Raw genomic sequence first — 25,757 nt, forward strand, 5'->3', positions numbered from 1 at the left:
AAAAGGGTTCTGACCAATTGCGATCAGAACCCTCTCTCACCCGTTCGCAGCTCCCATGAGCCACCGCACTGTCGTAAGAATTTCGGGTCTGACCGTTCTGGTCGAACACTGAGATACCTAGTTGGGGGCCACGGATTTTACAACATTTTGATTGTTCGAATTGGACCCAAAACAGCAACACCCGCTTTACCAGCGGGTGTTGTGTCGTCGTAAATCTGAGTTTGGCTCAGCCGTAGACGGCCTCTTTGCCAAAGTGCTTGGTCAACATGTAATAGACCACGGCACGGTACTTGTTGCGCTCGGATTTGCCATAGATTTCAATGACCTTGTTGATCGCATCCATCAATTCGGGGCCATCTGCAAGGCCCAGCTTTTTCTTCAGGAAGTTCTCTTTGACGGTTTCCAACTCAGAGGGTTGGCTGCCCGCAACAGTGGACGCATCGGCATTGTAGATCGCCGGGCCGCAGCCGATTGTGACTTTGGTCAGCAGGTCCATATCCGGTGTCATGCCGCACTTGTTCTTCAGATCGTCTGCATATTGCGCGATCAGATCGTCCCGTTTGCCCATATTTTGTCTCCTACCAGTTGGACGCGCCAAGATTTCGGCCAAGGCGCAAGGCTTTGCGTTAATGTGGCGGTACGATAACGGCAAATTGTCAGAGGACAAACAAATTCGAGGGGGAAAATAGGGCCTAACGCTGCAAAAAGGGGCGCCCGACAGGCACCCCTTGATGTCGAAAGATCGCTCAGCGTTTAGGACTGGACGCGAATTTTGTAGTCCGATGGCAGGCTTTCCAACTCGCTTTCGTCGATTTCGGGCAGGGCTTCCAGCTCTGCTTCGGTCCATGTGGCCAGGCGCAGTTCGTCTTCGCTGGTCATGTCAAACTGATCCAGCGGCAGGGCAACCGTGTATTCGCCCAGACCCAGGAAACCGCCGATACCGATCACGGCTGCGTAGCCCTCGGGGGACTTGATGACATAGTCGATTTCGCCCACGGTTTCGTTTGTGGCGGTCAGCACGTTGGTGCCAATGATCTCAGAGACCATCATCGGCGCGCCAGCCTCAACGCCATCCACACTGTCCAGCGCTGTTTCAAAGCCGTCCTGGGTTTCGTTTGCCAGTTGCTCGGCTGTGGCCAGAGTGGCGGTGCCAACCTGGCTGTCGATGGCGGTTTCGTCCTTGTCGCCCATTGAACCGGCAAAGGCGGGGGCAGCAATCAGAGCGGCAATGGCAGCATTTGTTTTCAATACGTTGCGTGTCATAGTGACCTCCGTTGTTTCATCTGAGAGGACAACTTTGGACCGCCAAAACGGTTCCCTGGGGCCTAAGAATTTTTTAGCGGCACAGTCCCCAACCGGTATGCTGAAGGTGGAAATGATCGGCGTGCAGACGGTTGTAATCAGGGCCGAGTGTAAGGCGGAACCACATGCACGCGCTGTCGCGCAGGTCGCGGAAAAACGGGGCACGAGCGTCGGCGGCTGGCCACCCATCCAACAGGTTCAACCGCCGCCCGTCGTCCAATGTCACGCCGCTGATGTCGATGGCATTGGCGGTTGCATGGGTGCTCATCCGCCCTGAATTGCCCGAGGTGGTCCTGATCTGGCGACAATTGTAGCTGGACGCATGGTGGATCCGCGCGATGCCCTGACCAAAGTGGCGTTGGGCGGCGGGCTCAATCCCGTGGGCCTGCCACATCGCGAGGCGCAGCGCGGTCTGGCATCGGGTTTCCACCGGGCTCAACCCTGCCCCTCCGATAGCCGTCAGGCGCACCCGATCCGCGATCCCGCATTGCGGCGAGGTCACAAGGTCGTCCATCGCGTCAAAGGTGGCTCCGGTCGCCAACGCGGCCCGGCAACTTGGCCCATCGCGCAGCGCGCGCTGCATCTTGGCCGCGGTCAGGGGGGTCACGGGGTCTGAAATAACCAGCGGTTTGATCGGGTTCCATTCATCCGGCAAGGGCGTGTCGGTTGCATAGATCAACAGCGCACCACCGGCCAAAGCCATGAGCGCAATCGTCAACAGCGCATAGACAAGCGATACGATCCGCATTCAGCGGACCGTCAGGATCTCGTCCAACGGCTTCTTGATCTTGGCCACCGCGGGAATGGTCGCATCCTTTGCCGGATGGCCCACGGTGATGATCATCGTGGCCTTTTCGCTGTCGGGGCGGTCCAGCAGATCACCCAGAAACTTCATCGGATTGGGCGTATGCGTCAGTGTTGCCAGCCCCGCCATATGCAGTGCCGTGAGCAACATGCCAGTGGCGATGCCGACGCTTTCGGGGACATAATAATTCTTGTACCGTGTGCCATCATCAAAGGTGCCATAACGCTGGGCAAAAACGACGATCAGCCAGGGCGCATCCTCAAGATGGGGCTTGTCGGCATTTGTCCCGATGGGTTCCAGGGCTTTGATCCACTCGTCACTGGCGCCACCGGCATAGAACTTGCGCTCTTCCTCTTCGGCGGCGTCGCGGATCTGTTTCTTGATTGCGGGTTCTTGAATGGCCACGAAATGCCAGGGTTGATGGTTTGCGCCAGAGGGGGCCGTGCCCGCCGCTGCCACACAAGCGTCAATGACTGCGCGGTCCACCGCTTGGGTAGTATAGTCGCGCACCGTGTGGCGGGTCGCCATAAAGTCGCGATAGTCTTCTGCCTTGCGCAGCATCTCTGCATCGCTCAGGCCCTGCCGGTCGGGCAGGGGCAGTTGACGGTATTCAAGCTTGTCCTTGGAGAACATGCGGCACATCCCCTGTTGATCGGTGTCAGAAGTCGAGGTTTTCCACGCTCAGCGCGTTTTGCTGAATGAACTCGCGACGCGGCTCCACCACGTCGCCCATCAGCTTGGTGAACAGATCATCGGCCTCGGCCATGTCCTCGACCCGCACCTGCAACAGGGTCCGTGCATCGGGGTCCAACGTGGTTTCCCACAGTTGATCGGGGTTCATTTCGCCCAGACCCTTATAGCGTTGCAGCGAAAGACCCTTTTCGCCCTCGGCCAAAATCGCATCCAGCAGGTCCATCGGCCCCATGATCTGCTGCGTTCTGTCCTTGCGGTTCAGCGTGGCAGGCTGGTCATAGACGTCCTGAAGCGATTGGGTAAACGTGCCCGTCTTGCGCGCCTCGCCCGAGCGCAGCATTGGGCCATCCAACGTCCGCACCTCTTCGACGCCGCGCAGGATACGGGCCAGTCGCACGCCTTTGTCCTGGGTGATCCGGCCGGTCCATCCCTTTTCATATTCCAGCGCGATCAGGTTCAGCCGTGCGGCCACCTTGTCGGCTACGCCCTGCAAATCGGATTCGACTGCACCGGGCACGAATGCTCCTGCGATGGCTGCCTGCTCCAGAATGTGGCGCGGGTAATGCGTCGGGAAGGCTTGCAAGACACGCCGCAATTGCCGTGCCTCGTCCACGACACGCACAAGGTCCTGCCCCGCGATTTCCTCGCCATTGCCCTGGCGCAGCATCGCCCCCTCGATCCCCTGTTGGATCAGGTAGTCCTGCATTTCCGCCTCGTCCTTGAGGTAAACCTCGGACTTGCCGCGCGACACTTTGTAGAGCGGCGGCTGCGCGATATAGAGGTACCCGCCCTCGATCAGTTCAGGCATCTGGCGATAGAAGAAGGTCAGCAAAAGCGTCCGAATATGCGCCCCGTCCACGTCCGCATCCGTCATGATGACGATCTTGTGGTAGCGCAGCTTGCTGATGTCGAACTCGTCCCGGCCAATGCCGGTGCCCAGGGCCATGACCATGTTGCCAATCTCCTGAGATCCGAGCATCCGGTCAAACCGGGCCCGCTCCACATTCAGGATCTTACCCTTCAGCGGCAGAATGGCTTGGGTTTTCCGGTCACGCCCGGTCTGGGCAGAGCCGCCCGCACTGTCACCCTCCACCAGGAACACCTCGGTGTTGGCGGGGTTCTTGTCGGAACAATCCTTGAGCTTGGAGGACAGGAAATTCATATCCATCGGGTTCTTGCGCCGGGTCAGATCACGGGCCTTGCGCGCCGCTTCGCGGGCCAGGGCCGCCTCGATGATCTTGCCGACGATGATCTTGGCCTCGTTCGGGTTTTCCTCGAACCATTCGGCCAGCTTTTCGTTCACCAACCCCTCAACGGCGGGACGCACTTCGGAGGACACCAGCTTGTCTTTGGTCTGCGAGCTAAACTTCGGGTCCGGCACCTTGACCGACAACACACAAGTCAGCCCTTCGCGGGCATCGTCGCCGGTAAAGCTCACCTTTTCCTTTTTCGCGATCCCACTGGATTGGGCATAGTTGTTGATAGTCCGCGTCAGCGCGCCGCGAAAGCCCGCCATATGCGTGCCGCCATCGCGCTGCGGGATGTTGTTGGTAAAGGGCAGGACATTCTCGTGATAGCTGTCATTCCACCACATCGCGACCTCGACGCCGATGTCGTCCCGCTCACCGGTGATAAAGATCGGCTCGGGCATGACGGACGACTTGGACCGGTCGAGATATTTGACGAACTCCTTGACCCCACCCTCGTAAAACAGCTCGGACCGCAGGTGTTCGATGGGCCGCTCATCCACCAGAATGATACGCACGCCAGAGTTCAGGAATGCCAGCTCGCGCAGGCGCTTTTCCAGCGTCTCGAACGAGTATTCGAGGTTCGAAAACGTCTCGGTCGAGGCGAGGAACCGCACTTCGGTGCCGGTATGCCCATTGCTGTCGCCCACGACCTCAAGGTGCTTGGCCGTAAACCCACCTTCAAAGCGGGCCACATGCTCTTTGCCATCGCGCCAGATGCGCAGTTCCAGCCAATCCGACAAGGCATTCACAACCGAAACGCCGACCCCGTGCAAGCCGCCCGAAACCTTGTATGAGTTGCTGTCAAATTTACCGCCCGCATGGAGTTGGGTCATGATGACTTCGGCCGCCGACACGCCCTCTTCCTCGTGGATACCCACCGGAATACCGCGGCCATTGTCGCTGACCGACACGCTGCTGTCGCCATGAATTGTGACGGTAACCGCGTCCGCATGACCGGCCAGCGCCTCGTCGATGCCGTTGTCGACCACCTCATAGACCATGTGGTGCAAACCACTGCCGTCGTCGGTGTCGCCGATATACATGCCGGGCCGTTTGCGAACAGCCTCCAAACCCTTGAGAACCTTGATAGAATCCGCGCCGTATTCTTCGGGGGTTTGCTCGTTATCTGCCATTTTTCGGGCCCTTCATTCTTTGCCCAAAATATACGGTTTTCCACGGGGAATGTCACGCCGATAGACCAAGTTTCATGGCTCGAATCAGGATGTTGGGCTAGGCTGTCGCAAACGCTGTCTTGGGGGTGCCATGTATCTTCCACCTGAACTGATGCCAAACGAACGGATCATTGCCCGCGCAGGCGCTAATGCCATCATCGACGTCAAGGACACGGGCCTGAACCGCTTTGTCGGGGACAAGCTGTTTTGGGTGATTGGCATGAAGGGCAAAGAGGGGATTGGCGGCATCCTGACCATGACTAACCTGCGCTTTGTCTTCAAGGCGCATATCATCAACCGGCTGCGGGGCGAGTTTTCCATCCCCCTCAGCCAGGTCGTGACGGCGGAAAAGGTTGCGCGATTTCCGGTCTACAAGCTTCGGCTGACAACTGACGCAGCCCAATTTGATTTCGTCTGTTGGAAGGCCGGGAAATTCGTCACCAAGGTGCAGGCCACCACACCCGACACTGCGGCGGAACAGGCCATCGCGGGCCATCTTGCAGGGCTCAAGGTCAACGGCCCTATCAACGCCATTTCCGATCTCTTCACGCTTCAGGATCGCGCCAAATCCGAGGCAAAGGATACCTGGAACAAGATCATGTCGGGCGATTAACCGTCACGTCAGCGGAATGATCAGGCCCACACCGATCAACAGTGCCCCAGCCGACAGGTTCATCCGGCGCAGTGCGCGCGGGCTTTGCATCAGGCGGCGCGCCCGGTCGATAAACACCGCCATCGTCAGGTTCCCGAACAGTGGCACAACCATCGACAGGGCCACGATGGTCACGATGTCCAAGGCCGTGAGCCGCGTCAGATCAAAAAATCCCGGCAGCATCCCGGCATAAAATAGGATCGCCTTGGGGTTGCCCAGAATCACCACCAGCCCCGCCACGAACCCGGCCCACATGCCGGGCCGTGTCAGGCGACCATCGGTATCAATCTGCTGGCCCGCGCTGCGAATGACCAGCGCACCCATGATGACAAACATCGCCGCCGCGACCCATTTCAGCGCCTCCAGAAACCCGCCATAGACCGACAGCACCCAGGTGATCCCAAAGATCGCCAGCAACGACCACAGAACATCTCCCACAACGACGCCCAAGGCCAAGGGCCACGCCGCGTGAAAGCCCCCCGACAGCGTCCGCGCGATCAGCCCGACCCAAACCGGACCGGGCGTGAGAAACAGCACCAACAGCGCCCCGGAATACAACGCAACGTCCCACAGACCCAGGGTCATGCCGCCTCTACCTCACTGACGCCATCCGTCTCTGACACATGCAAATACTGTGCCCGATCGCCTAGATGCTCAAAAAGCTCAGGTCCCGTGCCAGTCATCCACGCCTGCGCGCCCAAGGCGCAAATCTCATCATAAAGCGCCGCGCGGCGATCGGCATCCAGATGGGCCGCCACCTCATCAAGCAGCAGCAGGGGCGGCGCGCCAAAATCGGCAGCCAAGGCCCGTGCGTTGGCCAGAATCAGGGAGACCAGCAACGCTTTCTGCTCCCCTGTCGAACAGTCCTTGGCAGGCACATCCTTGGCCGCATAGGTGCCAAACAGGTCCGCCCGATGCGGCCCGATCAAGGTCCGCCCAGCCGTCAGATCACGACCTCGGCCGTCAGCCAGTGCATCACGGTAGGCGCTGGCCTCCGCAGGCATTCCCAACTCTCCGGGCAACAGGTCCAGCGTCGCGGTTGGAAAGGCCGTTTGCGCGCCCGCCTGCGCCCGCTCCAACTCCACCAGGGCCGCCAGCCGATTGGCATGTATTGCGGTCCCGGTCTCGGCCATTCGCATTTCCAACGCCGCATACCAATGCGGATCGCGCACCATGTCCTTGAGCAGACGGTTCCGCTCCCGCATGGCCTTGTCAAATTCCAAGGACACCTGTGCATGATCGGGCATAAAGCTCAGCGTCATGCGGTCCAGAAACCGCCGCCGCCCCTCTGCGCCTTCGATCCACAACCGGTCCATCGCCGGGATCAGCCACAGCACGCGGGCAATGCGACCCAGCGCTGTCTGCGCTGCCCCCTTGCCGTCGATCCGCACCTGCCGGGCGGCCCCGTTTTCCGACCAGGTTTCGACTTCATGCACCTGATCCAACGACTGCAAAACACCCGCCAGCTTCCAGCCCAGCGCCTCGGGCCGCCGCGTCATGTCCTCTGCCGACGCCCGGCGCAATCCGCGACCGGGCGACATCAGGGATACCGCTTCCAGAATATTGGTTTTGCCCGCACCATTCGGCCCATAGATCGCCACAGGTCGCGCATCCACAGCCAGGCGGGCCACTTTGTGTGACCGGAAATGCGACAGGGTCAACGACGTCAGAGCAAGCGCCATCCCCAGCCTTTCATTGTTCCCAAAATACTCCCGACGGAGGCAAGAAACCCTTAAACCCGCATCGGCATCACGACATAGACGGCTGACAAATCGCCGCCTTCGCGCATCAGTGTCGGGTCGCCGGAAGAGTTAAAAAGGAAGACGGCATTCTCGCGGTCCACCTGGCTTGCGATCTCCAGCAAGTATTTGGCGTTAAAACCAATTTCCAGGCGCTCATCGCCATAGGCAACAGCCAGCTCTTCTTCGGCGGCACCGCTATCGGGGGCGTTCACGGACAGTATCAACCGGTCTTCGTCCAGCTGCAATTTCACCGCGCGGGAGCGTTCCGACGACACCGTGGCCACCCGGTCGACAGCCTTGGCGAAATCGCTGGCGTCCACTTCCAGCTTGCGGGTGTTGCCGACAGGAATAACGCGGGTGTAATCGGGGAATGTGCCGTCAATGACCTTCGAGGTCAGGGTAATCTCTGGCGTGGCAAAGCGGACCTTGGTCTCGGACACGCTCACGGCGATCTGCATGTCGTCATCGTCCAACAGCTTGCGCAACTCACCCACGGTCTTGCGCGGCACAATCACGCCGGGCATGTCGGCGGCGCCACTGGGCAATTCACTGTCGATGCGTGCGAGGCGGTGGCCATCTGTGGCCACACAGCGCAGGGCAGGGCCATCGTCACCCTCGGCCACATGCATATAGACACCGTTCAGGTAATAGCGGGTCTCTTCGGTCGAAATGGCGAATTTGGACTTGTCGAACAACCGGCGCAGTTTGGGTGCCGCGACAGAGAAATTCGAGGCGTATTCCGACGACGCCATGACCGGGAAATCTTCCTTGGGAAGGGTCGCCAGCGAGAAATTCGAGCGGCCGGCTTCAACGGTTAACCGGCCCGCAGCACTATCAGCGGTCAGGGTGACCAGGGCGCCATCAGGCAGCTTGCGGACGATCTCGTGCAGGGTCGTGGCGGACACAGTGGTGGCACCGGCTCGCTCCACCTGGGCCGGAGCCTTGTCGACAACCTCGATATCGAGGTCGGTTGCGCGAAAGGTGACATCGGCTTCGGCGGCCTCGATCAACACATTGGCAAGGATCGGGATCGTATTGCGGCGCTCCACAACAGATTGGGCCTGACTGACCGCCTTAAGCAGCGCGGCGCGCTCGACACTGATTTTCATGGTCCGTCTCCCACCAGATCCCCGGGACGGGCACACTAGCCCACCTGCGGCGCATCACAAGTATTTTATTGGTTTTCCGCCGTATCGACGGGGGCGTCAAGTCACGGCAGAGGATTGGCACATCAAATGCGGCGCTTGTGTGGGGGCGGGGCCAAGGATTGCGACCAGAACGGTCACAGGGCCTGCAATTCACCTTGGAGGCATTAGGTGATTTTTAAGCGATATGTGCCAAAGACGGATCATGTTCAGGTCGGTTATCTGGTTGAGTATCGCGTTATGCGCCGCAGTCTTTGTGGGGCCTGTTGCCCTTTTGGCGTCCCAATCGGGGCGGGCCGACCCTGCGGACCTTTATTTTGTTGTGGGGGTTGGCGTGCCTGGCCTGTCTGACGCGGCGCTGACCGATGCGGGTGCGCGCAATATCGGCCCCGCGCACGGCGCGATGGCCAGGATGATCCATGCCCCCAAAACCGCACATGCGCGTCTTGTTCAAGGCGGCTTTGTCATGGTGCCCGCCGGTGCGCTGGCTGCAATCTGCGGCATTGATGCCGACCCGAATGTTCCCCGACCCAGGAGTAGTTGAGATGTCTCGCCTCAAGTCCATGACGCCGATACAAATGGTGTTTGGCCTCGCCGCCCTCCTTATACCCTTTGTGATGGTGGCTGCACTGATTGTCGGCACGCCACTTCTACCGCTTCTGGCCACCTGCCTGTGCTTCTTCCTTCTCGGGGCGGCAATGGCCCGCAGTCAGGAAAATCTCGTGCCCATCGGGGCTGCGATTGCGCTGATCGGGCAAGCGATTGCTTTCACTGCGGCTTTTCAAGGGCATTCCTGGCAGATCGACAGCCATATGATGTTTTTTGCCCTGCTGGCCTGCCTTGTCATTTTGCGCAGCATTCCGGCCCTTGTCGTGGCAACGGCGCTGATCGCCCTGCATCACCTGTCGCTGACGGTGCTGCTGCCGTCTCTGATCTATCCTTCGGCAGACTTCATCATCAACCTGGAGCGGACGGTATTTCACGCGGTGATCGTGCTCATGGAAACGGCCGCATTGGTCGCGACGGTGCAACGGCTCAACCGCGTCAGCGCCGAAATGCTGGCCCAGACTGAGGCGCTTGAGGACAGTTTGAAAGACGCTGACCGTGCCCAGCAAGAGGCGTTGCGGTCCAAGGAACGGGCCGAAACCGCCCAACAACAGGCGCTTGATGCGCAAAAAGCGGCTGAAACCGCGTTGGAGCAAGCCCGCAAAGCGGATGAAGTCCGTGCCGCATCCGAGCACGAGAAAGAGAAATCCGATGAAGAGCGGCGCAATAACGATGCCGCCAAAGCCCGCGAACAAACGCACATCGTCGACACGATCCGCCAATCGCTGACCCGGCTAGAAGGTGGGGACCTGACCACGCGGATCACAGAAGTCTTTCCCAAGGAATACGAATCCCTACGCACGGAATTCAACGCGGCCATGCGCACGCTCGAAGAGCTGGTTTCAGTTGTGGCCCAACGCTCTGAACAGATGGACGCTGAGATCAGCGAAATCTCACTCGCAACGGACGATCTGGCGCGGCGATCTGATGCACAGGCTCGCAATCTTACGAAAACTTCCGCCGCGCTGGACGGTTTGACCAAAAGCGTCCGCGACAACGCGGCGAGCGTGGACGACGCGCACAACACCGCCAAAAGCGCGCAATCCAACGCGCAGGTCAGCGGCAATGTGGTGTCCAAAGCGTCGCAGGCCATGGGCGCAATCAAAACCGAGGCGGGAGAGATCGGGAAAATCGTCGATCTGATCGAAGGCATATCTTTTCAAACCAACCTTCTTGCGCTGAATGCCGGGGTCGAGGCGGCCCGCGCCGGCGAAGCGGGACTCGGCTTTGCCGTTGTCGCCTCAGAAGTGCGCAGCCTTGCAAAGCGTTCAGCGGAAAGCGCGACCAGCATTCGCACATTGATCGAACGATCCGGGGCAGAGGTTGAAAACGGATCGGCGCAAATTGCCGATACGGTCACATCGCTTGGCAGTGTGGATGCAGCCATTTCCGAGATTACATCCAAAATGGATATGATTTCCGACAGTACGCGCAGCCAGAGCGATCAAATATCGTCACTTAATGCGTCGATCGCTGAAATGGGCGAAGTCACTCAGAAAAACGCCGCCATGTTCGAAGAAACAAGCGCGGCCTGTGCAAACCTGACCAACGGGGCAAAAGCGCTGCGCGAGCTGACGCAACGTTTCGTCGTGTCCGACCAAGAGAAACGTTCGGACAAGGTGGCCTGACCAAACAAAAAAACGGCGCCCCAAGGCGCCGATTTCATCAAATCAAATTTGTGCTTACGCTTCCAGCGCGCGGCGCAGCAGTTCCAGGTCTTCGGCGATCTGACCGTCTGACACTTTCAACTCTTCGATTCGCTTTACGCCATGCATGACCGTCGTGTGATCACGCCCGCCAAAACGGCGGCCGATTTCTGGCAGGGATCGGGATGTCATCCGCTTGCACAGATACATCGCCACCTGACGCGGGCGTGCATAACTGCGCAGACGCTTGGGGCCGATCATGTCCGACAGGCGGATGTTGTAATGCTCGGACACTTTGCGCTGAATCTCTTCGACGGTGATCTTGCGCTCGGACGCGCGCAATACATCGGCCAGGCAATCCTGGGTCAGTTCCATGTTGATGGGGCGACCCACCAGCGATGCAAAGGCAAAGAGCCGGGTCAACGCACCTTCGAGCACGCGCACATTGGTCGAAATCCGGTGGGCCAGGAATTCCAGAACGCCTGCCTCGACAGTCAGATCAGGGTAATTCTTGGCCTGCTGCTGTTCGACCTTGCTTTGCAGGATGCCCAGACGCAGTTCGTAGTCGGTCGGGTGCAGGTCAACGACCAGGCCACATTGCAGGCGCGATTTCACGCGGTCTTCGAGATCCTTGATCTCGCCCGGGGCGCGGTCGGCGGAAATGATGATCTGTTTGTTCTGATCGACCAGCGCGTTGAAGGTGTGAAAAAACTCTTCCTGCGTGCTGTCCTTGCCGGCGATGAATTGCACATCATCAACCATCAGCACATCGACCGAGCGAAAGATTTCCTTGAAATCCATCATCTTGCGGTCGCGCAGGGCTTGGACAAAGCGGTACATGAACTGCTCTGCTGACAGGTACAGCACGTTCAGGTCCGGGCGGCGGGTCTGAAGCTCCCAGGCGATGGCGTGCATCAGGTGGGTCTTGCCCAAACCTACACCACCATAAAGGAACAGCGGATTGAAAGTCACAGGGCCGCCCTCGGCCACACGGCGGGCGGCTGCATGGGCAAGTTCGTTGGGTTTGCCCACAACAAAGCTGTCAAAGGTAAAGCGGCGATCCAGCGGGGCAGTGGCCAACGCGGAATGGGCGGGCACAGCCGGGGTCGGCGTCGGGGCAGCAGCGGTTGGTTTGGGCATGGACGGGCGGGCCTGACTGTTGGCGGCCACAGCAAAGCTGAGACGGCGGATGCTGTCGTTCTCTGCCTTCAATTCATGCAGAATGAGGTCGGAAAAGTTCTGGCTGACATAGTTGCCCATAAACGTCGTGGGCACGTTAAAGGTCGCTATCCCGTCTTCGAGGTCACGAAACTGGAGCGGTTCGATCCAGGTCGTGTAATTGTTCTGTCCCACTGTCTTGAGCAGCCGTTGTCTCAGCTGTCCCCATTTTTCTTTCGTCATGTTGTCCCAACCATCCCTTCTGCCATCAGTTGTCACGCGATGCGCAGCACGCACTGCTCATCGTCCCGCACCACCCAGGGCAAATCGGTATCCCCCCGCTGCCTACAGGAGGCGGGACCGATTCGATTGGATCATTACAGATGTGGCTGCCTGCCACCGGACCCAGAACAGGCCCCTGGCGCATCACGCCATTCCGCACACCAAATTGTTTGACAGGTCTGGCCGGCAGATTTCTCTGCTCCAAATTCAGGCCCGACACTTTCGTGCCAGTCCCGCTCCAGATCATCGTTCAGCTGTTGCCGAATTCAGGTCTGGCCTGTCCCCCCAAGGCGATTTCGAGTCGCTCTATATGGATTACCAATTTCGTTCGCGCGCCGTCCACAGACCTTTAATCTTGACAGAACTAAGAATCGCGACGGCCCTTGTTTTCATGGCAAAAACAAAAAAAGCGCCGCAAAAATGCGACGCTTTGTTGTGCGGTTCACTCTGCTCTTAGGCGAGTGATTTCACGCGCGCCGACAAGCGTGACATTTTGCGCGACGCGGTGTTCTTGTGATAAACACCTTTGGTCACGCCGCGCATCAATTCGGGCTGTGCCGCCTTGAGTGCGAGGTTGGCCGCGTCCTTGTCACCCGATGCAATCGCTTCTTCGACTTTGCGAAGATAGGTGCGGATGCGCGAGCGGCGCGCTTTGTTCACTTGGAAGCGTTTTTCGTTTTGACGGGCCCGCTTCTTGGCCTGAGGCGAATTTGCCATGTTATCTCGTCCCAATCTATTGGTGCGGTAGTTTCAGAAGTGTGCCGTTTAGGCGGGCCAGCGCCTTGAGTCAACCATACGTCGGGCACTTTTGATAAAGGGCAGGAGGGGGCCCTGCCCCCGCCGCTACGCGGCCCCCCGGAAGTATTTATGGAACAATGAAGATCAGGCGCGCGCCCCTACTTGTCGCGGAACTGGGCCTGCCGTTTTTCGAGGAAGGCAGCCATGCCTTCTTTCTGATCTTCTGTCGCGAAAAGCGAGTGGAAGACGCGGCGTTCAAAGAGCAAGCCCTCGCGCAGCGGTACCTCGAACGACCGGTTCACCGCCTCTTTGACGGCCATGGCGGAAATCATGGATTTCTCTGCGATCTTTTCAGCGGCACCCATGGCCTCTTCCATCAGCTTTTTGGCGGGCACCACACGGCTCACCAGCCCGGCACGCTCTGCCTCTTCGGCATCCATGAAACGGCCCGTCAGGTTCATGTCCATTGCCTTGGCTTTGCCCACGGCCCGCGTCAGGCGCTGGGTGCCGCCGATCCCGGCCATGACGCCCAGGTTGATCTCGGGCTGGCCGAACTTGGCCGTATCAGCGGCAATGATGAAATCGCACATCATCGCCAGCTCGCAACCGCCGCCCAGCGCATAGCCCGCCACCGCGGCAATCACCGGTTTGCGGACCCGCACAATCGCATCCGTTTCAGGGCCAAAGAGGTCTTCGGTGAAAACCTCGACATAAGACTTGTCTTTCATCATCTCGATGTCGGCACCGGCGGCGAATGCCTTTTCCGAGCCGGTGATGACGATGCAGCGCACCTTTTCGTTGGCCTGGGCCGCGCCCATGGCGTCGGCAAGTTCGCTCATCAATTGATCATTCAGGGCATTCAGCGCCTTGGGCCGGTTCAGTGTGACCTTGGCGATGTGGTCTGCGACGTCGACGATGATCGTCTCATAGGCCATGTTTATGCTTTCATCTGTTCCCGTAGAAGGCCGAGCATTACCACGGCCCGGGCGCGTTTCAAGCTATGATTGACAGCTCTTGCAATAGAAGGATGAGCGCCCCGATTGCACAATCCGGCTGATCTGCGCCGTGCACTCCGGCGTGCGACAGGGTTCTCCTTCGCGTCCGTAGACATCAAAGCTGTGCTGAAAATATCCAAGCTCTCCATCGGCTTGGCGGAAATCACGCAAGGATGACCCGCCCGCTGCAATCGCCTCGCTCAACACGTCGCGGATGATCGGAACAAGCGATGCAACCCGGGGTTTGGCGATCCGCCCCGCTTTGCGTGTGGGCGAAATTTGAGCACGATAAAGCGCCTCGCACACATAGATGTTGCCCAATCCCGCGACGATTCTCTGATCCAGCAGGGCGGATTTCACCGGTGTGTTCTTGTTCTCGAACGCCTGGATCAGGTGCGCCTCGTGGAAATCATTGCCCAAGGGCTCCGGCCCTAGCACCGCCAGCAGCTTGTGTTGATCCGCCGTGGCGGTGTCCATCAGGTCCATTGCGCCAAAGCGGCGTGGGTCGTTAAAGGTGATGCGCGCCCCGTTGCCCATGTGAAACACCACATGGTCATGTTTTTCTGCCGCCGGGTGTTCGTGGGCAAACACCCCAAGCGGATCCCCCGACACCAGCATCCGCCCCGACATCCCCAGATGGATCAGCAACGTTTCCCCGGACGACAGATCCGCCAGCACGTATTTCGACCGGCGGCGCAGGCGCAGCACCGTCTGCCCCGTCAACCGCTCGGCCATCCGCTCGGGAAAAGGCCAGCGCAGATCGGGCCGGTTCACATCCGCCCGGGCGATCACGACGCCCTCCATCGCGGGGGTCAGGCCTCGGCGGACGGTTTCAACTTCGGGCAGTTCGGGCATGAGCGGCATCCTGCGTCAAAAGGGCTACGTTGTGTATGCCCGCCTGCGCTCTATAACAAGGTCTGACAGATCAGAAAGACGCATGCCATGACCGATGAAAAAACCACGCATTTCGGCTTTGAAACCGTGCCAGAGGGCGAAAAGGCCGGCAAGGTGCAGGGCGTCTTCAACTCGGTCGCTTCCAAATACGACATCATGAACGATGTGATGAGCGTCGGCATCCACCGCATCTGGAAAGAGGCGATGATGGATTGGCTGGCCCCGCGTGGTGGTCAAAAGCTGTTGGATGTGGCGGGCGGCACCGGCGACATTTCCTTCAAATTTCTCAAACGCGCGGGCTATGGCCATGCCACCGTGCTCGACCTGACCGAACCCATGCTGATCGAGGGCCGCAAACGGGCCGAGGCGCATCAGATGCAGGACAGCCTTGATTGGGTGGTGGGCGACGCCATGGCCCTGCCGTTCGAAGACAACACCTTTGACGTCTATACCATCAGCTTTGGCATCCGGAACGTGACGCGACCCCAAGAGGCGTTGAACGAGGCCTATCGCGTGTTGCGCCCTGGTGGCCGTTTGATGGTGCTTGAGTTCAGCCAGCTGCCCAATGACGGCATGCAAAAGCTCTATGATCTCTACAGTTTCAACGTTATCCCCCGGATGGGCCAGATGATTGCGGGTGACCGTGATAGCTATCAGTACCTGGTCGAAAGCATCCGCAACTTCCCCGATCAAGAGACGTTCTTAAGCATGGTCCGGGCTGCGGGCTTTGGGAATGCCAAGTATCGCAATCTGTCCATGGGCATCGCCGCGCTGCATTCAGGGTGGAAAATCTGATGAAAAATCAAAGAGTTGTGGTTAACAGCACGTTAACCACAAGTGTCCCCGCGGGGACAACCTGATGCGCGGTCCCCACAATATCATCCGCCTGATCCGCACGGGTGCCACGCTGGAACGGACCGGCGCGATGAACGTGGTGCTGGACGCGTTCGAGGCGCCCAAGGCGCTCCGCTTTGTCGCCAAGGCGCTGGGCAAGCCGTTCTTTTGGCTCGGCTACAAGGGTGACCCATCCATGCCGCCCGCGACCCGCGCGCTGACGGCGCTGGGCCCCGCCTACATCAAGTTCGGTCAGGTCCTGTCGACTCGCCCCGATGTGGTGGGCGAGGAAATGGCGCTGCAATTGCGGGTCTTGCAAGACAAATTGCCCCCCTTCCCCGTCGAGGAAGCCAAAGCCGAGGTTGAGCGTGCCTTGGGCTACCCGACCGACACGATCTTTTCGTCGTTCAGTGAACCGGTTGCCGCCGCCTCCATCGCGCAGGTGCACAAGGCGACGCTGGCAAGCACGGGTGAAGATGTCGCGGTCAAGGTGCTGCGCCCGGGGATCGAGCGGGCCTTTACCAAGGACGTCGACGCCTTCTACCTCGCCGCACAGATCGTTGATCTCTTTGCCCCCGGCGCCCGGCGCTTGCGGCCGATCGACGTGATCGAGCATTTTGACGGCGTCGTGCAGGGCGAACTTGACCTGCGTCTGGAATCCTCCGCCGCTGGTGAATTCGCTGCCAACACCAAGGACGACGCGGGCTTTGCCCTGCCAATGATCCGTTGGGATTTTTCCGCGCGGCGGGTCATGACGCTCGACTGGATGGATGGCGCGCCTATGGGTGACAACGCCGCGCTCGACGCAGCAGGCCACGACCGGGTGGATCTCAGCGAACGGGTGCTGAAACTCTTCCTGTTGCACGCCCTGCGTGACGGGTACTTCCACGGTGACATGCATCAGGGCAACCTCAAGGTGGCCGCCAATGGCGACATCATCGCCTATGACTTCGGGATCATGGGGCACATCGACGAATACACCCGTCGTGTCTATGCCGAGATCCTGTTCGGCTTTATCCGCAAGGATTACAAACGCGTGGCCGAGGTGCATTTCGAGGCGGGTTATGTGCCCGCCGACAAGGATGTCGACGAATTCGCCCGGGCGCTGCGCGCCGTGGGCGAGCCGATTTTTGGCATGGACGCGTCCAAAATCTCGATGGGCCGTCTGCTCAGTTACCTCTTTGAGGTGACAGAACGCTTCGGCATGGAAACGCGCACCGAACTGATCCTGCTGCAACGCACGATGGTCGTGGTCGAAGGCGTCGCGCGCAGCCTCAATCCCAACATGAACATCTGGCAGGTCGCGGCGCCTGTGGTCACGGACTACATCCAGAAATCCATCGGGCCCAAGGCTATCGTCACAGACCTCTACAAAACGGCTCGGGTCCTCACCCGCTTCGGCCCCCGCTTGCCCCGTCTGGTCGAGGCGGCGCTGATCGCCCAATCCAACCCGCAAGAGCCCAAACGCACCGGCTTCTGGCGCTGGATCGTGCTGGCCACTCTTGGCGGTCTGTTCGCAGGCGGCATGCTGACCCTTGTCATCGAAGCGCTCTTATAGCCCTTCATTGGTCCATAAATACTGCTGAGGGTGAACCACGTCTTGGAAACACTCAACGGAGTGTTTCAGTGGTGAACGGGCGGAGCCCCGGCTGGGGCTCAGCCCCAGTCCGACGCTGACCTCAAGCGATCCGTTCAATCGCCAAGGCAATCCCCTGCCCACCGCCAATACACATGGTGATCAACGCACGTGTCCCACCGATCCGCTCCAGCTCATAAAGCGCCTTGATGGTGATGATCGCGCCCGTGGCCCCAACCGGATGGCCCAGGGCAATGGCCCCGCCATTGGGGTTCACGCGGGCAGGGTCAAAGCCCAGGTCGTTGGACACCGCCAACGCTTGCGCGGCAAAGGCTTCGTTGGACTCGACCACGTCGAAGTCGCCCGCCGTCAGGCCCGTCCGCTCCAGCAAGTTCCGGACCGCAGGGATCGGGCCGATGCCCATCACTTCGGGGCGTACGCCGGCATGGGCATAGCCCAACACGCGGGCCTTTGGTTTTAACCCTGCCTTTTCAGCGGCTTCGGCAGTGGCCAGCACAACGGCGCCCGCGCCGTCATTGATACCCGACGCGTTGCCTGCGGTGACAGAGCCGTCCTTTTGGAACACGGGCCGCAACCCGCCCAGCGCTTCAAGGCTGGTGGCCTTGGGATGTTCGTCCACCTCAAAGGCAACCATGTCCCGTTTCACCCGCACCTCGACTGGGGCGATCTGCGACGCGAACCGCCCATCCGCGATGGCCGCCGCCGCGCGGTCCTGGCTTTGCATGGCAAAGGCGTCTTGGGCCTCGCGGGTGATCTGGTGTTCGGCGGCGACATTCTCGGCTGTGACACCCATGTGCCCGGTGCCAAAGGGGCAGTTCAACGCGCCCAGCATCATGTCGAGCGTTTTGATATCGCCCATCTTCTGACCCCAGCGTTGGCTGGGTATGATGAAGGGCGAGCGGGACATATTCTCGGCACCACCCGCCAGGCCAAAGTCGCAATCACCCAGCATCAGAGACTGAATCACAGAAACGATCGCCTGCACGCCCGACCCGCACAGCCGGTTCACGTTCATCGCGGGCGTCGTGTCGGGCACGCCTGCCTGCATCGCGGCGGCGCGGCTGAGGTACATGTCGCGGGGTTCGGTGTTGATCACGTGGCCAAAGGCAACGTGGCCGATCTGGCCGCCCTCGACCCCTGACTTTTCCAGCGCCGCCTTGGCCGCGACAGCGCCCAGATCAATGGGCGTTGTGCCGGCCAATGCGCCGCCGAATGTGCCGATGGCGGTGCGCGCGCCGTCCAGAATTACGATGTCTTGGGTCATGGTGATCCTCCCTTTGGGTTGGTTCAGATATGACGGGCGCGGGCGGCAAAGTCAGCCCCAAGCCTTGACTTCGACGTGACGGCACGGCCATCTCGCGCCCATGACGGAGGATACCGACGCCATTCTATCGCTGTTGCCCGCCCGCCTGAAAGAGGCGCGGCGCGCCCAAGGTCTGTCGCTGGATGCGGTGGCCAAACTGTCGGGCGTGAGCCGGTCGATGGTCAGCCAGATCGAACGCGGCGAATCCTCGCCCACCATCGCCACGTTGTGGAACCTGACGCGGGCCTTGCAGGTGGACTTTGCCGGGCTGCTGGACGAGGCGACGGGCGAGCGGATCGAAGTGCTGCGCGCTGCTGACGTGCCCAGCATCGAGAATCGCGGCGCGGGCTGTACCATTCGCATTCTCAGCCCGCCCGAGGATGCCGGGCGGCACGAAGTCTATGAATTGCGTTTTGCCGATGGCGGCGTGCTCGACAGCCAGCCCCACCGGCGCGGCGCGCGCGAGCATCTGACGGTGATCGAGGGCACTGTGCAGGTGCGCAGCGGCGATGCCACGGATCGCGTCGGCCCCGGCGATACCGCCCGCTATGCCGCTGACGTGGCCCACCGGATCGAGGCGGATGGGGCTGCGCGGGCCTTCCTCGTGGTGCAGGACGCATAAATCCGATGTAACGGATTTTTATCCGTGATTATGAAATCCCCTATTTCGGAATTGCTTCCGGTATGTTAGATGGCCCGCCAAAGGAGCCCAGACATGACCGACGCCTTTCTAACCCATATTACCGACACGCTGGCCCAGATTGAGGCCGATGGGATGATGAAGCGGGAGCGTATGATCACCTCGCCCCAGGGCGGTCAGATTGACGTTGCTGGGCGCCCGGTGCTGAACCTGTGTGCCAACAACTACCTTGGGCTGGCCGATCACCCGGACCTGATCGCGGCGGCCAAGGGGGCGATGGACAGCCATGGGTTTGGGATGGCCTCTGTCCGCTTTATCTGCGGGACGCAGGACCTGCATCGAGCGTTGGAGCAGCGGTTGGCGCGGTTCCTTGGCAAGGATGATGCGATCCTGTTTGCGGCCTGCTTTGACGCCAATGGCGGGCTGTTCGAGCCGCTCTTGGGCCCTGAGGATGCCATCATTTCCGATGCCCTGAACCATGCGTCCATCATTGATGGTATCCGTCTGTGCAAGGCGCAGCGCTATCGCTATGCCAACAGTGATATGGAAGATCTTGAGGCCCAAATGCAGGCCGCCAAAGCCGCCGGTGCCCGCCATATCATGATCGCCACTGATGGCGTGTTTTCGATGGATGGCTATCTGGCGAAATTGCCCGAGATCACCGCGCTGGCGCAGGCTTATGGCGCCTTAGTTATGGTCGATGATTGCCACGGGACAGGTTTCATGGGGCCGAAAGGTGCGGGCACCCCTGCCCATGCGGGCGTGGATGTCGACATTCTGACCGGCACGCTGGGCAAGGCGCTGGGCGGGTCCATTGGTGGATACATCGCAGGGCCGCAGCCTGTGATTGACTTGTTGCGCCAAAGGGCGCGGCCCTATCTGTTTTCCAATTCCTTGCCCCCTGCCATCGTCGCCGCCGGCATCGAGGCGATCCGTCTGGTGGAGGAGGGCGATGCGCTGCGTGCGCAGCTTTTTGACAATGCGGCCTATTGGCGGGCGGGGCTGACGGCGCTGGGGTTCGAACTGTTGCCCGGCGAGCATCCGATTATCCCGGTGATGCTGGGCGAGGCGCAACTGGCACAGGACATGGCGGCGCGCCTGTTCGAGGAAGGCGTCTATGTCTCAGGCTTTTTCTTTCCGGTGGTGCCGCGCGGGCAGGCGCGTATTCGGACACAGATGAACGCGGCGCTGACCCGTGATGATCTGGATCGGGGGTTGGCCGCGTTCGAAGTGGCGGGCCGTGCGCTGGGAGTATTGAAATGAACAATGAAATGAAGGCTTTGGTGAAGGCCCACGCCCGCGAGGGCCTGTGGTTGCAGACCGCCCCTGTGCCCGAGATCGGCCCCGATGACGTGCTGATCCGCGTGAATAAAACGGGGATTTGCGGCACCGATATTCACATCTGGAACTGGGACGCATGGGCGGCGGGTACGGTGCCTGTGCCCATGATCACGGGTCACGAATTCGCGGGCCAGATCGTGGAGACTGGCCGCAACGTCGAGGGGTTGGAAATTGGCCAGCGCTGTTCCGGCGAGGGGCACTTGATTGGCAAAACCTCGCGCCAGAGCCGTGCGGGCAAGTTTCATCTGGACCCGGCGACGCGGGGGATTGGGGTGAATGAGCAGGGCGCTTTTGCCCAGTACCTGCGCCTGCCTGCCTTCAATGTGGTGCCTTTGCCGGACGAGATTTCGGACGATATCGGGGCCATCCTGGACCCGCTTGGCAATGCGGTGCACACCGCGCTCAGCTTTGATTTGATTGGCGAGGATGTGTTGATCACCGGGGCGGGACCCATCGGGATCATGGCCGCCGCCGTGGCCCGTCATGTGGGCGCGCGGCATGTGGTGATTACTGATGTGAACCCGGATCGGCTGGCCCTCGCCGAGCGTGTTGCGGACGTGGTGCCGGTCAATGTGGCGCAAGAGGATCTGGGCAATGTGATTGCCCGGCTAAAGATGCGTCAGGGTTTTGACGTCGGCCTGGAGATGTCGGGCAATCAGGCTGCGCTGGACCAAATGATCGAAGCCATGACAATGGGCGGCCGCATCGCGATGCTCGGCATTCCGCCGGGCAAAAGCCCGGTGGACTGGAGCCGGATCGTGTTCAAGGCGATCACCATCAAGGGCGTCTACGGCCGCGAGATTTTCGAGACCTGGTACAAGATGATTGCCATGTTGGAGAACGGTCTGGACGTGTCGGGCGTGATCACCCACCGGTTCAAGGCGGATGAGTTCGAGGCAGGCTTTGCCGCGATGAAATCGGGATCGTCGGGCAAGGTTGTGCTGGACTGGACCTAAGCGGCATACCGACGGGGTGAACCCGCCCTAGGGCATCAGCGGCACGCGACCTGCCTCGGTGAGCGTCCAGACGCCGCCCCCCTCGAACACGGCTGCCGTTAACGGTTTGCCATAGCCCGCCCCTGTGTCCAGGTTCACCCGGTTGCCGTAATGTGTGGCCACATCCACCGGCGTATGTCCATGCACGATCACTTTGGGATGCGCGCCGGTGTGGTTGTGGAACTCCTGGCGAATCCACAGCAGGTCTTCTTCGTCCTGGTCCTTGAGCGGGACGCCCGGCTGGATGCCCGCATGCACAAACATCAGATCGCCGACCTCGTGTTTCAACGCGAGACCGGACAGGAAATCGAGATGGGCCTGGGGCACGGCGGCCCGCGCCTCTGCATGCACGTCCTTTTCGCGCCGGTCCTCATGCGCGTCCACGCCATAGGAGGCCAGCGTCGTGTCGCCGCCCAGGCGCGGATGCAGCCAGTAAAGCTTGATCATCAGATAGGGGTCATGGCGCAGTGGATCTTGCATGAACCACTCGAACATACGGTCGTGATTGCCCTTGAGAAAGGTCCAGTTGCGGCCCCCGTCCCTCCCCTCGATCAGGGTGTCGAGCACGGCGCGGCTGTGCGCCCCGCGATCGGTGTAATCGCCGAGAAAGACGATGTCGGCGTCCTTGCCGCCATCTCTTTCGATCAGGGTCAGAACCCGGTCGAGTTCGTGGATTTGGCCGTGAATGTCGCCAATGGCGTAGATGGGATTTTGCATGGGGCCTCTGGCTTGGTACGGCTGCTTTGGCATTTACAGGCTTATGGCCGGACGGGCGAGGGGCAATCAGGGATTTGCCTGATCTGCTTTGAATTGGCGTATCCAGGCGGCACTGGTCGCGCCGGCCAGTTTGGCCGTGCGGGGAGTGATATTTTCGGCCTGTTTGGGATCAAGGTCGAGGTGGTTGAGGATGCCCGTCAGCGCGCGCAATGGGTCGTCGGACAGGGCGTCATAGGTGATGCGGTGGGGCGTGATGTTTTGTGATTTGAACCAGTTTCTCCAGTCATCGTCATAAGCTTTGAAGCTGGCGACGTGCTCTGCAATCGCCGGGGCGTCATAGTGTGGCTCTTGCGGCGGGGCCGTCCTCTCGATCTCGGACCCGTCGGGGGCCTTGTGCCAGAGGCCCGATTGTTCGGCACGAAGGAGAGAGACGGCCTGGGCCACTTTGTCGGCCCGCGTCAGGTGAAGAAAGCGGAGATTGCCGAAGGCCGCAGTCAGCCTGGCGTGGTCGCTGTCGTGATCGGGATAGAGCGTCGCGAGTTGGTCAAAGAAAAAGGGCGCGCTGTGTCGTTGGAGCCTGAGGCCAAACATGCCGGTGCCTGCGCGGCCTGTTTGTCGCGCCGCTGCGATGATCTGGGCGAGGGGCGTGTCTGGGACGAGGTTCAGGCCCGCGCACCAATCGCTGAGCGACGGTCTGTGAAACAGCGATTCCGGTTTGCCCGCGACACCTGTGGCGGTCAGAAGGCGGCAGAGCATCGTGCTGCCGCTGCGCGGAGCGGTGCACAGGATATAGCCTTCGATGGTGCTCATCTGTCGATGGCGACGGCGAGACCCAGACCGATGAGGATGCTGCCCGCCAGCGCCTTGACCCGTTCGGTGGCACGGCTGGATTGGGTCACAAGGCGGGCGATCCGGCTGGCCAGAATCACACAGATGACATCCCCGCTGGAGAACATGATATTCACGATTGAACCGAGGATAAGCAGTTGCGCCCATATGGGCAGGGCCGCCGATGGGTCTGAAAACTGTGGCAGGAACGCCATGAAGAAGAGGGCCGTTTTGGGGTTCAGAACCTCGACCAGCACGCTTTGGCGAAAGGCGCGTGCGGGGCTGTGTGCGGTGGCCTCAATAGGGTCAGCGGTGATGCGTGCCTCGCGGGTGCGCAGCATCTGGACGCCAAGCCAGATGAGGTATCCCGCGCCCAGCAGTTTCAGCGCGATGTAGAGCGGCGGAACCAGTTCAAACAGCAACGCGAGGCCGAGGGCGGCGGCAACAACATGGGCGTAGCCGCCGATATGCAGGCCAAGCGCCGCCATCATGCCGGCCTTGTGCCCCTTGGCCAGGGTTTGCGCCGAGGCATAGAGCATCCCGGGGCCGGGCATATAGGCAAAGATCGCGGTGGCGATGAAAAAGGCAATCAGGGTCTCGATCGGGGGCATGGGCGCAGTCCTGTTGGATGCGCCCAGCCTAGCGTGCGGTGTGCCAGGGGGGAAGTGCGGAGGCGGAGGACACCTCCGCCTTACGGGGATGGCATCTGATCTTGTGCCCGTAAGGCGGACGTGTCGTCCGCCCCCCGGTTTGCCCCTTTAGGCGACATCGAAAGCGAGCGGTTTGACTTGGGTAAACTGCCCTGTGCTTTCCAGCGTGTGCAGCACGTCGCCCGGGATCGGGTTGTCGACATAGAGCAGCGCAATCGCCTCGCCCCCGACCGCGTTCCGCCCCAGCGTAAAGTTCGCGATGTTCACGCCGTTTTTGCCCATCGTGTTGCCCAACAGGCCGATGATGCCGGGCACGTCCTCGTTCGTGGTATAGAGCATGTTTGCCCCGATCTCGGCGTCGATATTGATGCCCTTGATTTGGATGAACCGGGGTTTGCCATCACTGAACACTGTACCCGCAACTGACCGTTCGCGTTTGTCGGTCACGACCGTCACCTTGATATAGCCGTCAAACGTGCCGGATTTATCCTGGTTTGTTGTGCTGATCTGGATGCCCCGTTCCTTGGCGATGATGGGCGCGCTGACCATGTTCACATCCGGGTTGGCCCGTTTCATGATCCCCGCGATAACGCCGCAGTTCAGAGCATCGAGGTTCATGTCGGCGACCGTGCCGTCATAAAGGATGTTGATCGCCTTGATCGGCTCGTCCGTCATCTGGCCGATGAAGGACCCCAGATGCCCAGCCAGCTTGACCCAAGGCCCCATGACCTTGGCCTCTTCGGCTGTGACCGACGGCATGTTGAGCGCGTTTTCGACGGCCCCCGTCAGGAGGTAGTTGGCCATCTGTTCAGCCACTTGCAGGGCCACGTTTTCCTGTGCCTCGGTTGTTGCCGCGCCCAGATGGGGTGTGACGACCACGTTTGGCAGGTTGAAGAGCGGGTTTTCCTTGGCCGGTTCCTCGGCAAAGACGTCAAAGGCCGCACCTGCGACGTGGCCGGATTTCAGGGCCTCGGCCAGTGCGACCTCATCCACCAAACCGCCCCGCGCGCAGTTGATGATCCGCACGCCGGGCTTCATCATCGCGATCCGCTCGGCGGTGATCATATTGGCGGTTTGCTCGGTCTTGGGGACGTGCAGCGTGATGAAATCAGCGCGCTGGATCAGATCATCCAGTTCGACCTTTTCGACGCCCATTTTTGCGGCTTTCTCTTCACCCAGGAAGGGATCGAATGCGAGCACCTTCATCTTTAGGCCCCGGGCGCGGTCGCAGACGATGCCGCCGATATTGCCGGCCCCGATGACGCCCAGCGTCTTGCCGGTCAGTTCGGTGCCCATGAACTTGGACTTCTCCCACTTGCCTGCATGGGTCGAGGCGGACGCCTCGGGGATCTGGCGGGCCACGGCGAACATCATGGCGATCGCGTGCTCGGCCGTGGTGATCATGTTGCCGAAAGGCGTGTTCATGACGATCACGCCTTTTTTGCTGGCCGCATCCTTGTCGATATTGTCGGTGCCGATGCCTGCGCGGCCAATGACCTTGAGGTTGGTGGCGTTCTTGAGGATCGTCGGCGTGACCCGCGTGGCAGAGCGGATGGCAAGGCCGTCATATTGGCCGATAACCTCGGCCAGTTTATCCTTGTCCTTGCCCAGATCGGGTTCGAAATCGACCTCGATCCCGCGATCGCGGAAAATCTGGACGGCAGCGGCGGAAAGCTTGTCGGAGATGAGTACTTTGGGGGCCATTGTGGTGGTCCTTTGATGTGGGAAGTCGGCGGGGCCAACCCCGCGCTACAGAATGATGAAAGAGGGTA

General features: G+C 60.4%; 25 protein-coding genes. 8 read left to right on the plus strand and 17 right to left on the minus strand.

Features of this window, described 5'->3' with window-relative positions; translation table 11 throughout:
* Window positions 1-226: 226 nt before the first annotated feature.
* The 5 genes from Q1A44_RS02760 to gyrB all read right to left on the minus strand — a co-directional run bounded on the left by Q1A44_RS02760 (window position 227) and on the right by gyrB (window position 5,183).
* A complete protein-coding gene (locus Q1A44_RS02760; RefSeq protein ID WP_299619301.1) occupies window positions 227-568 on the minus strand; it encodes a DUF2853 family protein in 342 nt (113 codons plus the stop codon).
* 185 nt (window positions 569-753) lie between these two features.
* Window positions 754-1,263, minus strand: coding sequence for a PRC-barrel domain-containing protein (locus tag Q1A44_RS02765; RefSeq protein WP_299619304.1), 510 nt, complete (start codon window positions 1,261-1,263; stop codon window positions 754-756).
* A 73-nt stretch (window positions 1,264-1,336) separates the two neighbouring features.
* Window positions 1,337-2,050 carry an extensin family protein gene (locus Q1A44_RS02770; protein ID WP_299619307.1) on the minus strand — a complete coding sequence of 238 codons (714 nt, stop codon included), beginning with the start codon at window positions 2,048-2,050 and terminating at the stop codon, window positions 1,337-1,339.
* Window positions 2,051-2,740: a nitroreductase family protein gene (locus tag Q1A44_RS02775; protein WP_299619310.1), complete on the minus strand. Its 690-nt coding sequence runs from the start codon at window positions 2,738-2,740 to the stop codon at window positions 2,051-2,053.
* A gap of 25 nt (window positions 2,741-2,765) precedes the next feature.
* Window positions 2,766-5,183, minus strand: coding sequence for a DNA topoisomerase (ATP-hydrolyzing) subunit B (gene gyrB / locus Q1A44_RS02780; protein ID WP_299619313.1), 2,418 nt, complete (start codon window positions 5,181-5,183; stop codon window positions 2,766-2,768).
* A 130-nt stretch (window positions 5,184-5,313) separates the two neighbouring features.
* Here gyrB and Q1A44_RS02785 point away from each other — a divergent pair, with 130 nt between their 5' ends.
* Entirely contained in the window at window positions 5,314-5,835 is a 522-nt protein-coding gene (locus tag Q1A44_RS02785) for a hypothetical protein (protein ID WP_299619316.1), read from the plus strand.
* Between the two features lie 3 nt (window positions 5,836-5,838).
* Here the strand turns inward: Q1A44_RS02785 and Q1A44_RS02790 are convergent, their stop codons facing one another.
* Genes Q1A44_RS02790 through dnaN form a run of 3 tightly spaced genes read right to left on the minus strand, consistent with a single transcriptional unit; the run spans window position 5,839 to window position 8,725 of the window.
* Window positions 5,839-6,459 (minus strand): LysE family translocator, encoded by a 621-nt coding sequence (locus Q1A44_RS02790; protein WP_299619319.1) that lies wholly within the window; start codon window positions 6,457-6,459, stop codon window positions 5,839-5,841.
* The gene (gene recF, locus Q1A44_RS02795) at window positions 6,456-7,556 is read right to left on the minus strand and encodes a DNA replication/repair protein RecF (protein WP_299619322.1); all 1,101 of its coding nucleotides are present in this window, start codon (window positions 7,554-7,556) and stop codon (window positions 6,456-6,458) included. Before recF ends, Q1A44_RS02790 begins: the two co-directional genes overlap by 4 nt.
* 50 nt (window positions 7,557-7,606) lie before the next feature.
* Complete coding sequence (dnaN, locus tag Q1A44_RS02800; protein WP_299619327.1) at window positions 7,607-8,725, minus strand: DNA polymerase III subunit beta; 1,119 nt, start codon at window positions 8,723-8,725, stop codon at window positions 7,607-7,609.
* A gap of 241 nt (window positions 8,726-8,966) precedes the next feature.
* Between dnaN and Q1A44_RS02805 the strand changes: the two genes are divergently transcribed.
* Both Q1A44_RS02805 and Q1A44_RS02810 read left to right on the plus strand, forming a co-directional pair.
* Window positions 8,967-9,305 (plus strand): hypothetical protein, encoded by a 339-nt coding sequence (locus Q1A44_RS02805; protein WP_299619330.1) that lies wholly within the window; start codon window positions 8,967-8,969, stop codon window positions 9,303-9,305.
* A gap of 1 nt (window position 9,306) precedes the next feature.
* Entirely contained in the window at window positions 9,307-10,995 is a 1,689-nt protein-coding gene (locus Q1A44_RS02810; RefSeq protein ID WP_299619333.1) for a methyl-accepting chemotaxis protein, read from the plus strand.
* Between the two features lie 54 nt (window positions 10,996-11,049).
* On the opposite strand, the gene dnaA is transcribed toward Q1A44_RS02810, so the two are convergent.
* The 4 genes from dnaA to mutM all read right to left on the minus strand — a co-directional run bounded on the left by dnaA (window position 11,050) and on the right by mutM (window position 15,041).
* Complete coding sequence (gene dnaA / locus Q1A44_RS02815; protein WP_299619336.1) at window positions 11,050-12,414, minus strand: chromosomal replication initiator protein DnaA; 1,365 nt, start codon at window positions 12,412-12,414, stop codon at window positions 11,050-11,052.
* 492 nt (window positions 12,415-12,906) lie between these two features.
* Window positions 12,907-13,170: a 30S ribosomal protein S20 gene (gene rpsT / locus Q1A44_RS02820; RefSeq protein WP_299619339.1), complete on the minus strand. Its 264-nt coding sequence runs from the start codon at window positions 13,168-13,170 to the stop codon at window positions 12,907-12,909.
* 179 nt (window positions 13,171-13,349) lie between these two features.
* Complete coding sequence (locus tag Q1A44_RS02825; RefSeq protein WP_299619343.1) at window positions 13,350-14,126, minus strand: enoyl-CoA hydratase; 777 nt, start codon at window positions 14,124-14,126, stop codon at window positions 13,350-13,352.
* A 63-nt stretch (window positions 14,127-14,189) separates the two neighbouring features.
* Window positions 14,190-15,041, minus strand: coding sequence for a bifunctional DNA-formamidopyrimidine glycosylase/DNA-(apurinic or apyrimidinic site) lyase (gene mutM, locus Q1A44_RS02830; protein ID WP_299619346.1), 852 nt, complete (start codon window positions 15,039-15,041; stop codon window positions 14,190-14,192).
* Between the two features lie 87 nt (window positions 15,042-15,128).
* Here mutM and ubiE point away from each other — a divergent pair, with 87 nt between their 5' ends.
* Together ubiE and ubiB are read left to right on the plus strand one after the other, a co-directional pair.
* Window positions 15,129-15,875 (plus strand): bifunctional demethylmenaquinone methyltransferase/2-methoxy-6-polyprenyl-1,4-benzoquinol methylase UbiE, encoded by a 747-nt coding sequence (gene ubiE / locus Q1A44_RS02835; RefSeq protein WP_299619349.1) that lies wholly within the window; start codon window positions 15,129-15,131, stop codon window positions 15,873-15,875.
* Between the two features lie 64 nt (window positions 15,876-15,939).
* Window positions 15,940-17,472, plus strand: a complete 1,533-nt coding sequence (ubiB, locus tag Q1A44_RS02840) for a 2-polyprenylphenol 6-hydroxylase (protein WP_299619352.1) — start codon at window positions 15,940-15,942, stop codon at window positions 17,470-17,472.
* 121 nt (window positions 17,473-17,593) lie between these two features.
* Here ubiB and Q1A44_RS02845 read toward each other — a convergent pair whose 3' ends face one another.
* The gene (locus tag Q1A44_RS02845; protein WP_299619355.1) at window positions 17,594-18,775 is read right to left on the minus strand and encodes an acetyl-CoA C-acyltransferase family protein; all 1,182 of its coding nucleotides are present in this window, start codon (window positions 18,773-18,775) and stop codon (window positions 17,594-17,596) included.
* 100 nt (window positions 18,776-18,875) lie between these two features.
* Between Q1A44_RS02845 and Q1A44_RS02850 the strand changes: the two genes are divergently transcribed.
* The 3 genes from Q1A44_RS02850 (at window position 18,876) to tdh (ending at window position 21,751) form a co-directional block, all read left to right on the plus strand.
* A complete protein-coding gene (locus tag Q1A44_RS02850) occupies window positions 18,876-19,436 on the plus strand; it encodes an XRE family transcriptional regulator (RefSeq protein WP_299619359.1) in 561 nt (186 codons plus the stop codon).
* Between the two features lie 93 nt (window positions 19,437-19,529).
* A complete protein-coding gene (locus Q1A44_RS02855; RefSeq protein ID WP_299619363.1) occupies window positions 19,530-20,717 on the plus strand; it encodes a glycine C-acetyltransferase in 1,188 nt (395 codons plus the stop codon).
* The gene (tdh, locus tag Q1A44_RS02860; protein ID WP_299619366.1) at window positions 20,714-21,751 is read left to right on the plus strand and encodes an L-threonine 3-dehydrogenase; all 1,038 of its coding nucleotides are present in this window, start codon (window positions 20,714-20,716) and stop codon (window positions 21,749-21,751) included. Before Q1A44_RS02855 ends, tdh begins: the two co-directional genes overlap by 4 nt.
* Before the next feature lie 27 nt (window positions 21,752-21,778).
* On the opposite strand, the gene Q1A44_RS02865 is transcribed toward tdh, so the two are convergent.
* From Q1A44_RS02865 to serA, 4 genes are all read right to left on the minus strand, one after another.
* Window positions 21,779-22,507 carry a metallophosphoesterase family protein gene (locus Q1A44_RS02865; RefSeq protein WP_299619369.1) on the minus strand — a complete coding sequence of 243 codons (729 nt, stop codon included), beginning with the start codon at window positions 22,505-22,507 and terminating at the stop codon, window positions 21,779-21,781.
* 66 nt (window positions 22,508-22,573) lie between these two features.
* Entirely contained in the window at window positions 22,574-23,317 is a 744-nt protein-coding gene (locus tag Q1A44_RS02870) for a Stf0 family sulfotransferase (protein ID WP_299619372.1), read from the minus strand.
* Complete coding sequence (locus Q1A44_RS02875) at window positions 23,314-23,946, minus strand: LysE family translocator (RefSeq protein ID WP_299619376.1); 633 nt, start codon at window positions 23,944-23,946, stop codon at window positions 23,314-23,316. Before Q1A44_RS02875 ends, Q1A44_RS02870 begins: the two co-directional genes overlap by 4 nt.
* 147 nt (window positions 23,947-24,093) lie before the next feature.
* A complete protein-coding gene (gene serA, locus Q1A44_RS02880; protein WP_299619378.1) occupies window positions 24,094-25,689 on the minus strand; it encodes a phosphoglycerate dehydrogenase in 1,596 nt (531 codons plus the stop codon).
* Between the last annotated feature and the right edge of the window lie 68 nt (window positions 25,690-25,757).

The organism is uncultured Tateyamaria sp., assembly GCF_947503705.1.
Lineage (GTDB): Bacteria > Pseudomonadota > Alphaproteobacteria > Rhodobacterales > Rhodobacteraceae > Tateyamaria.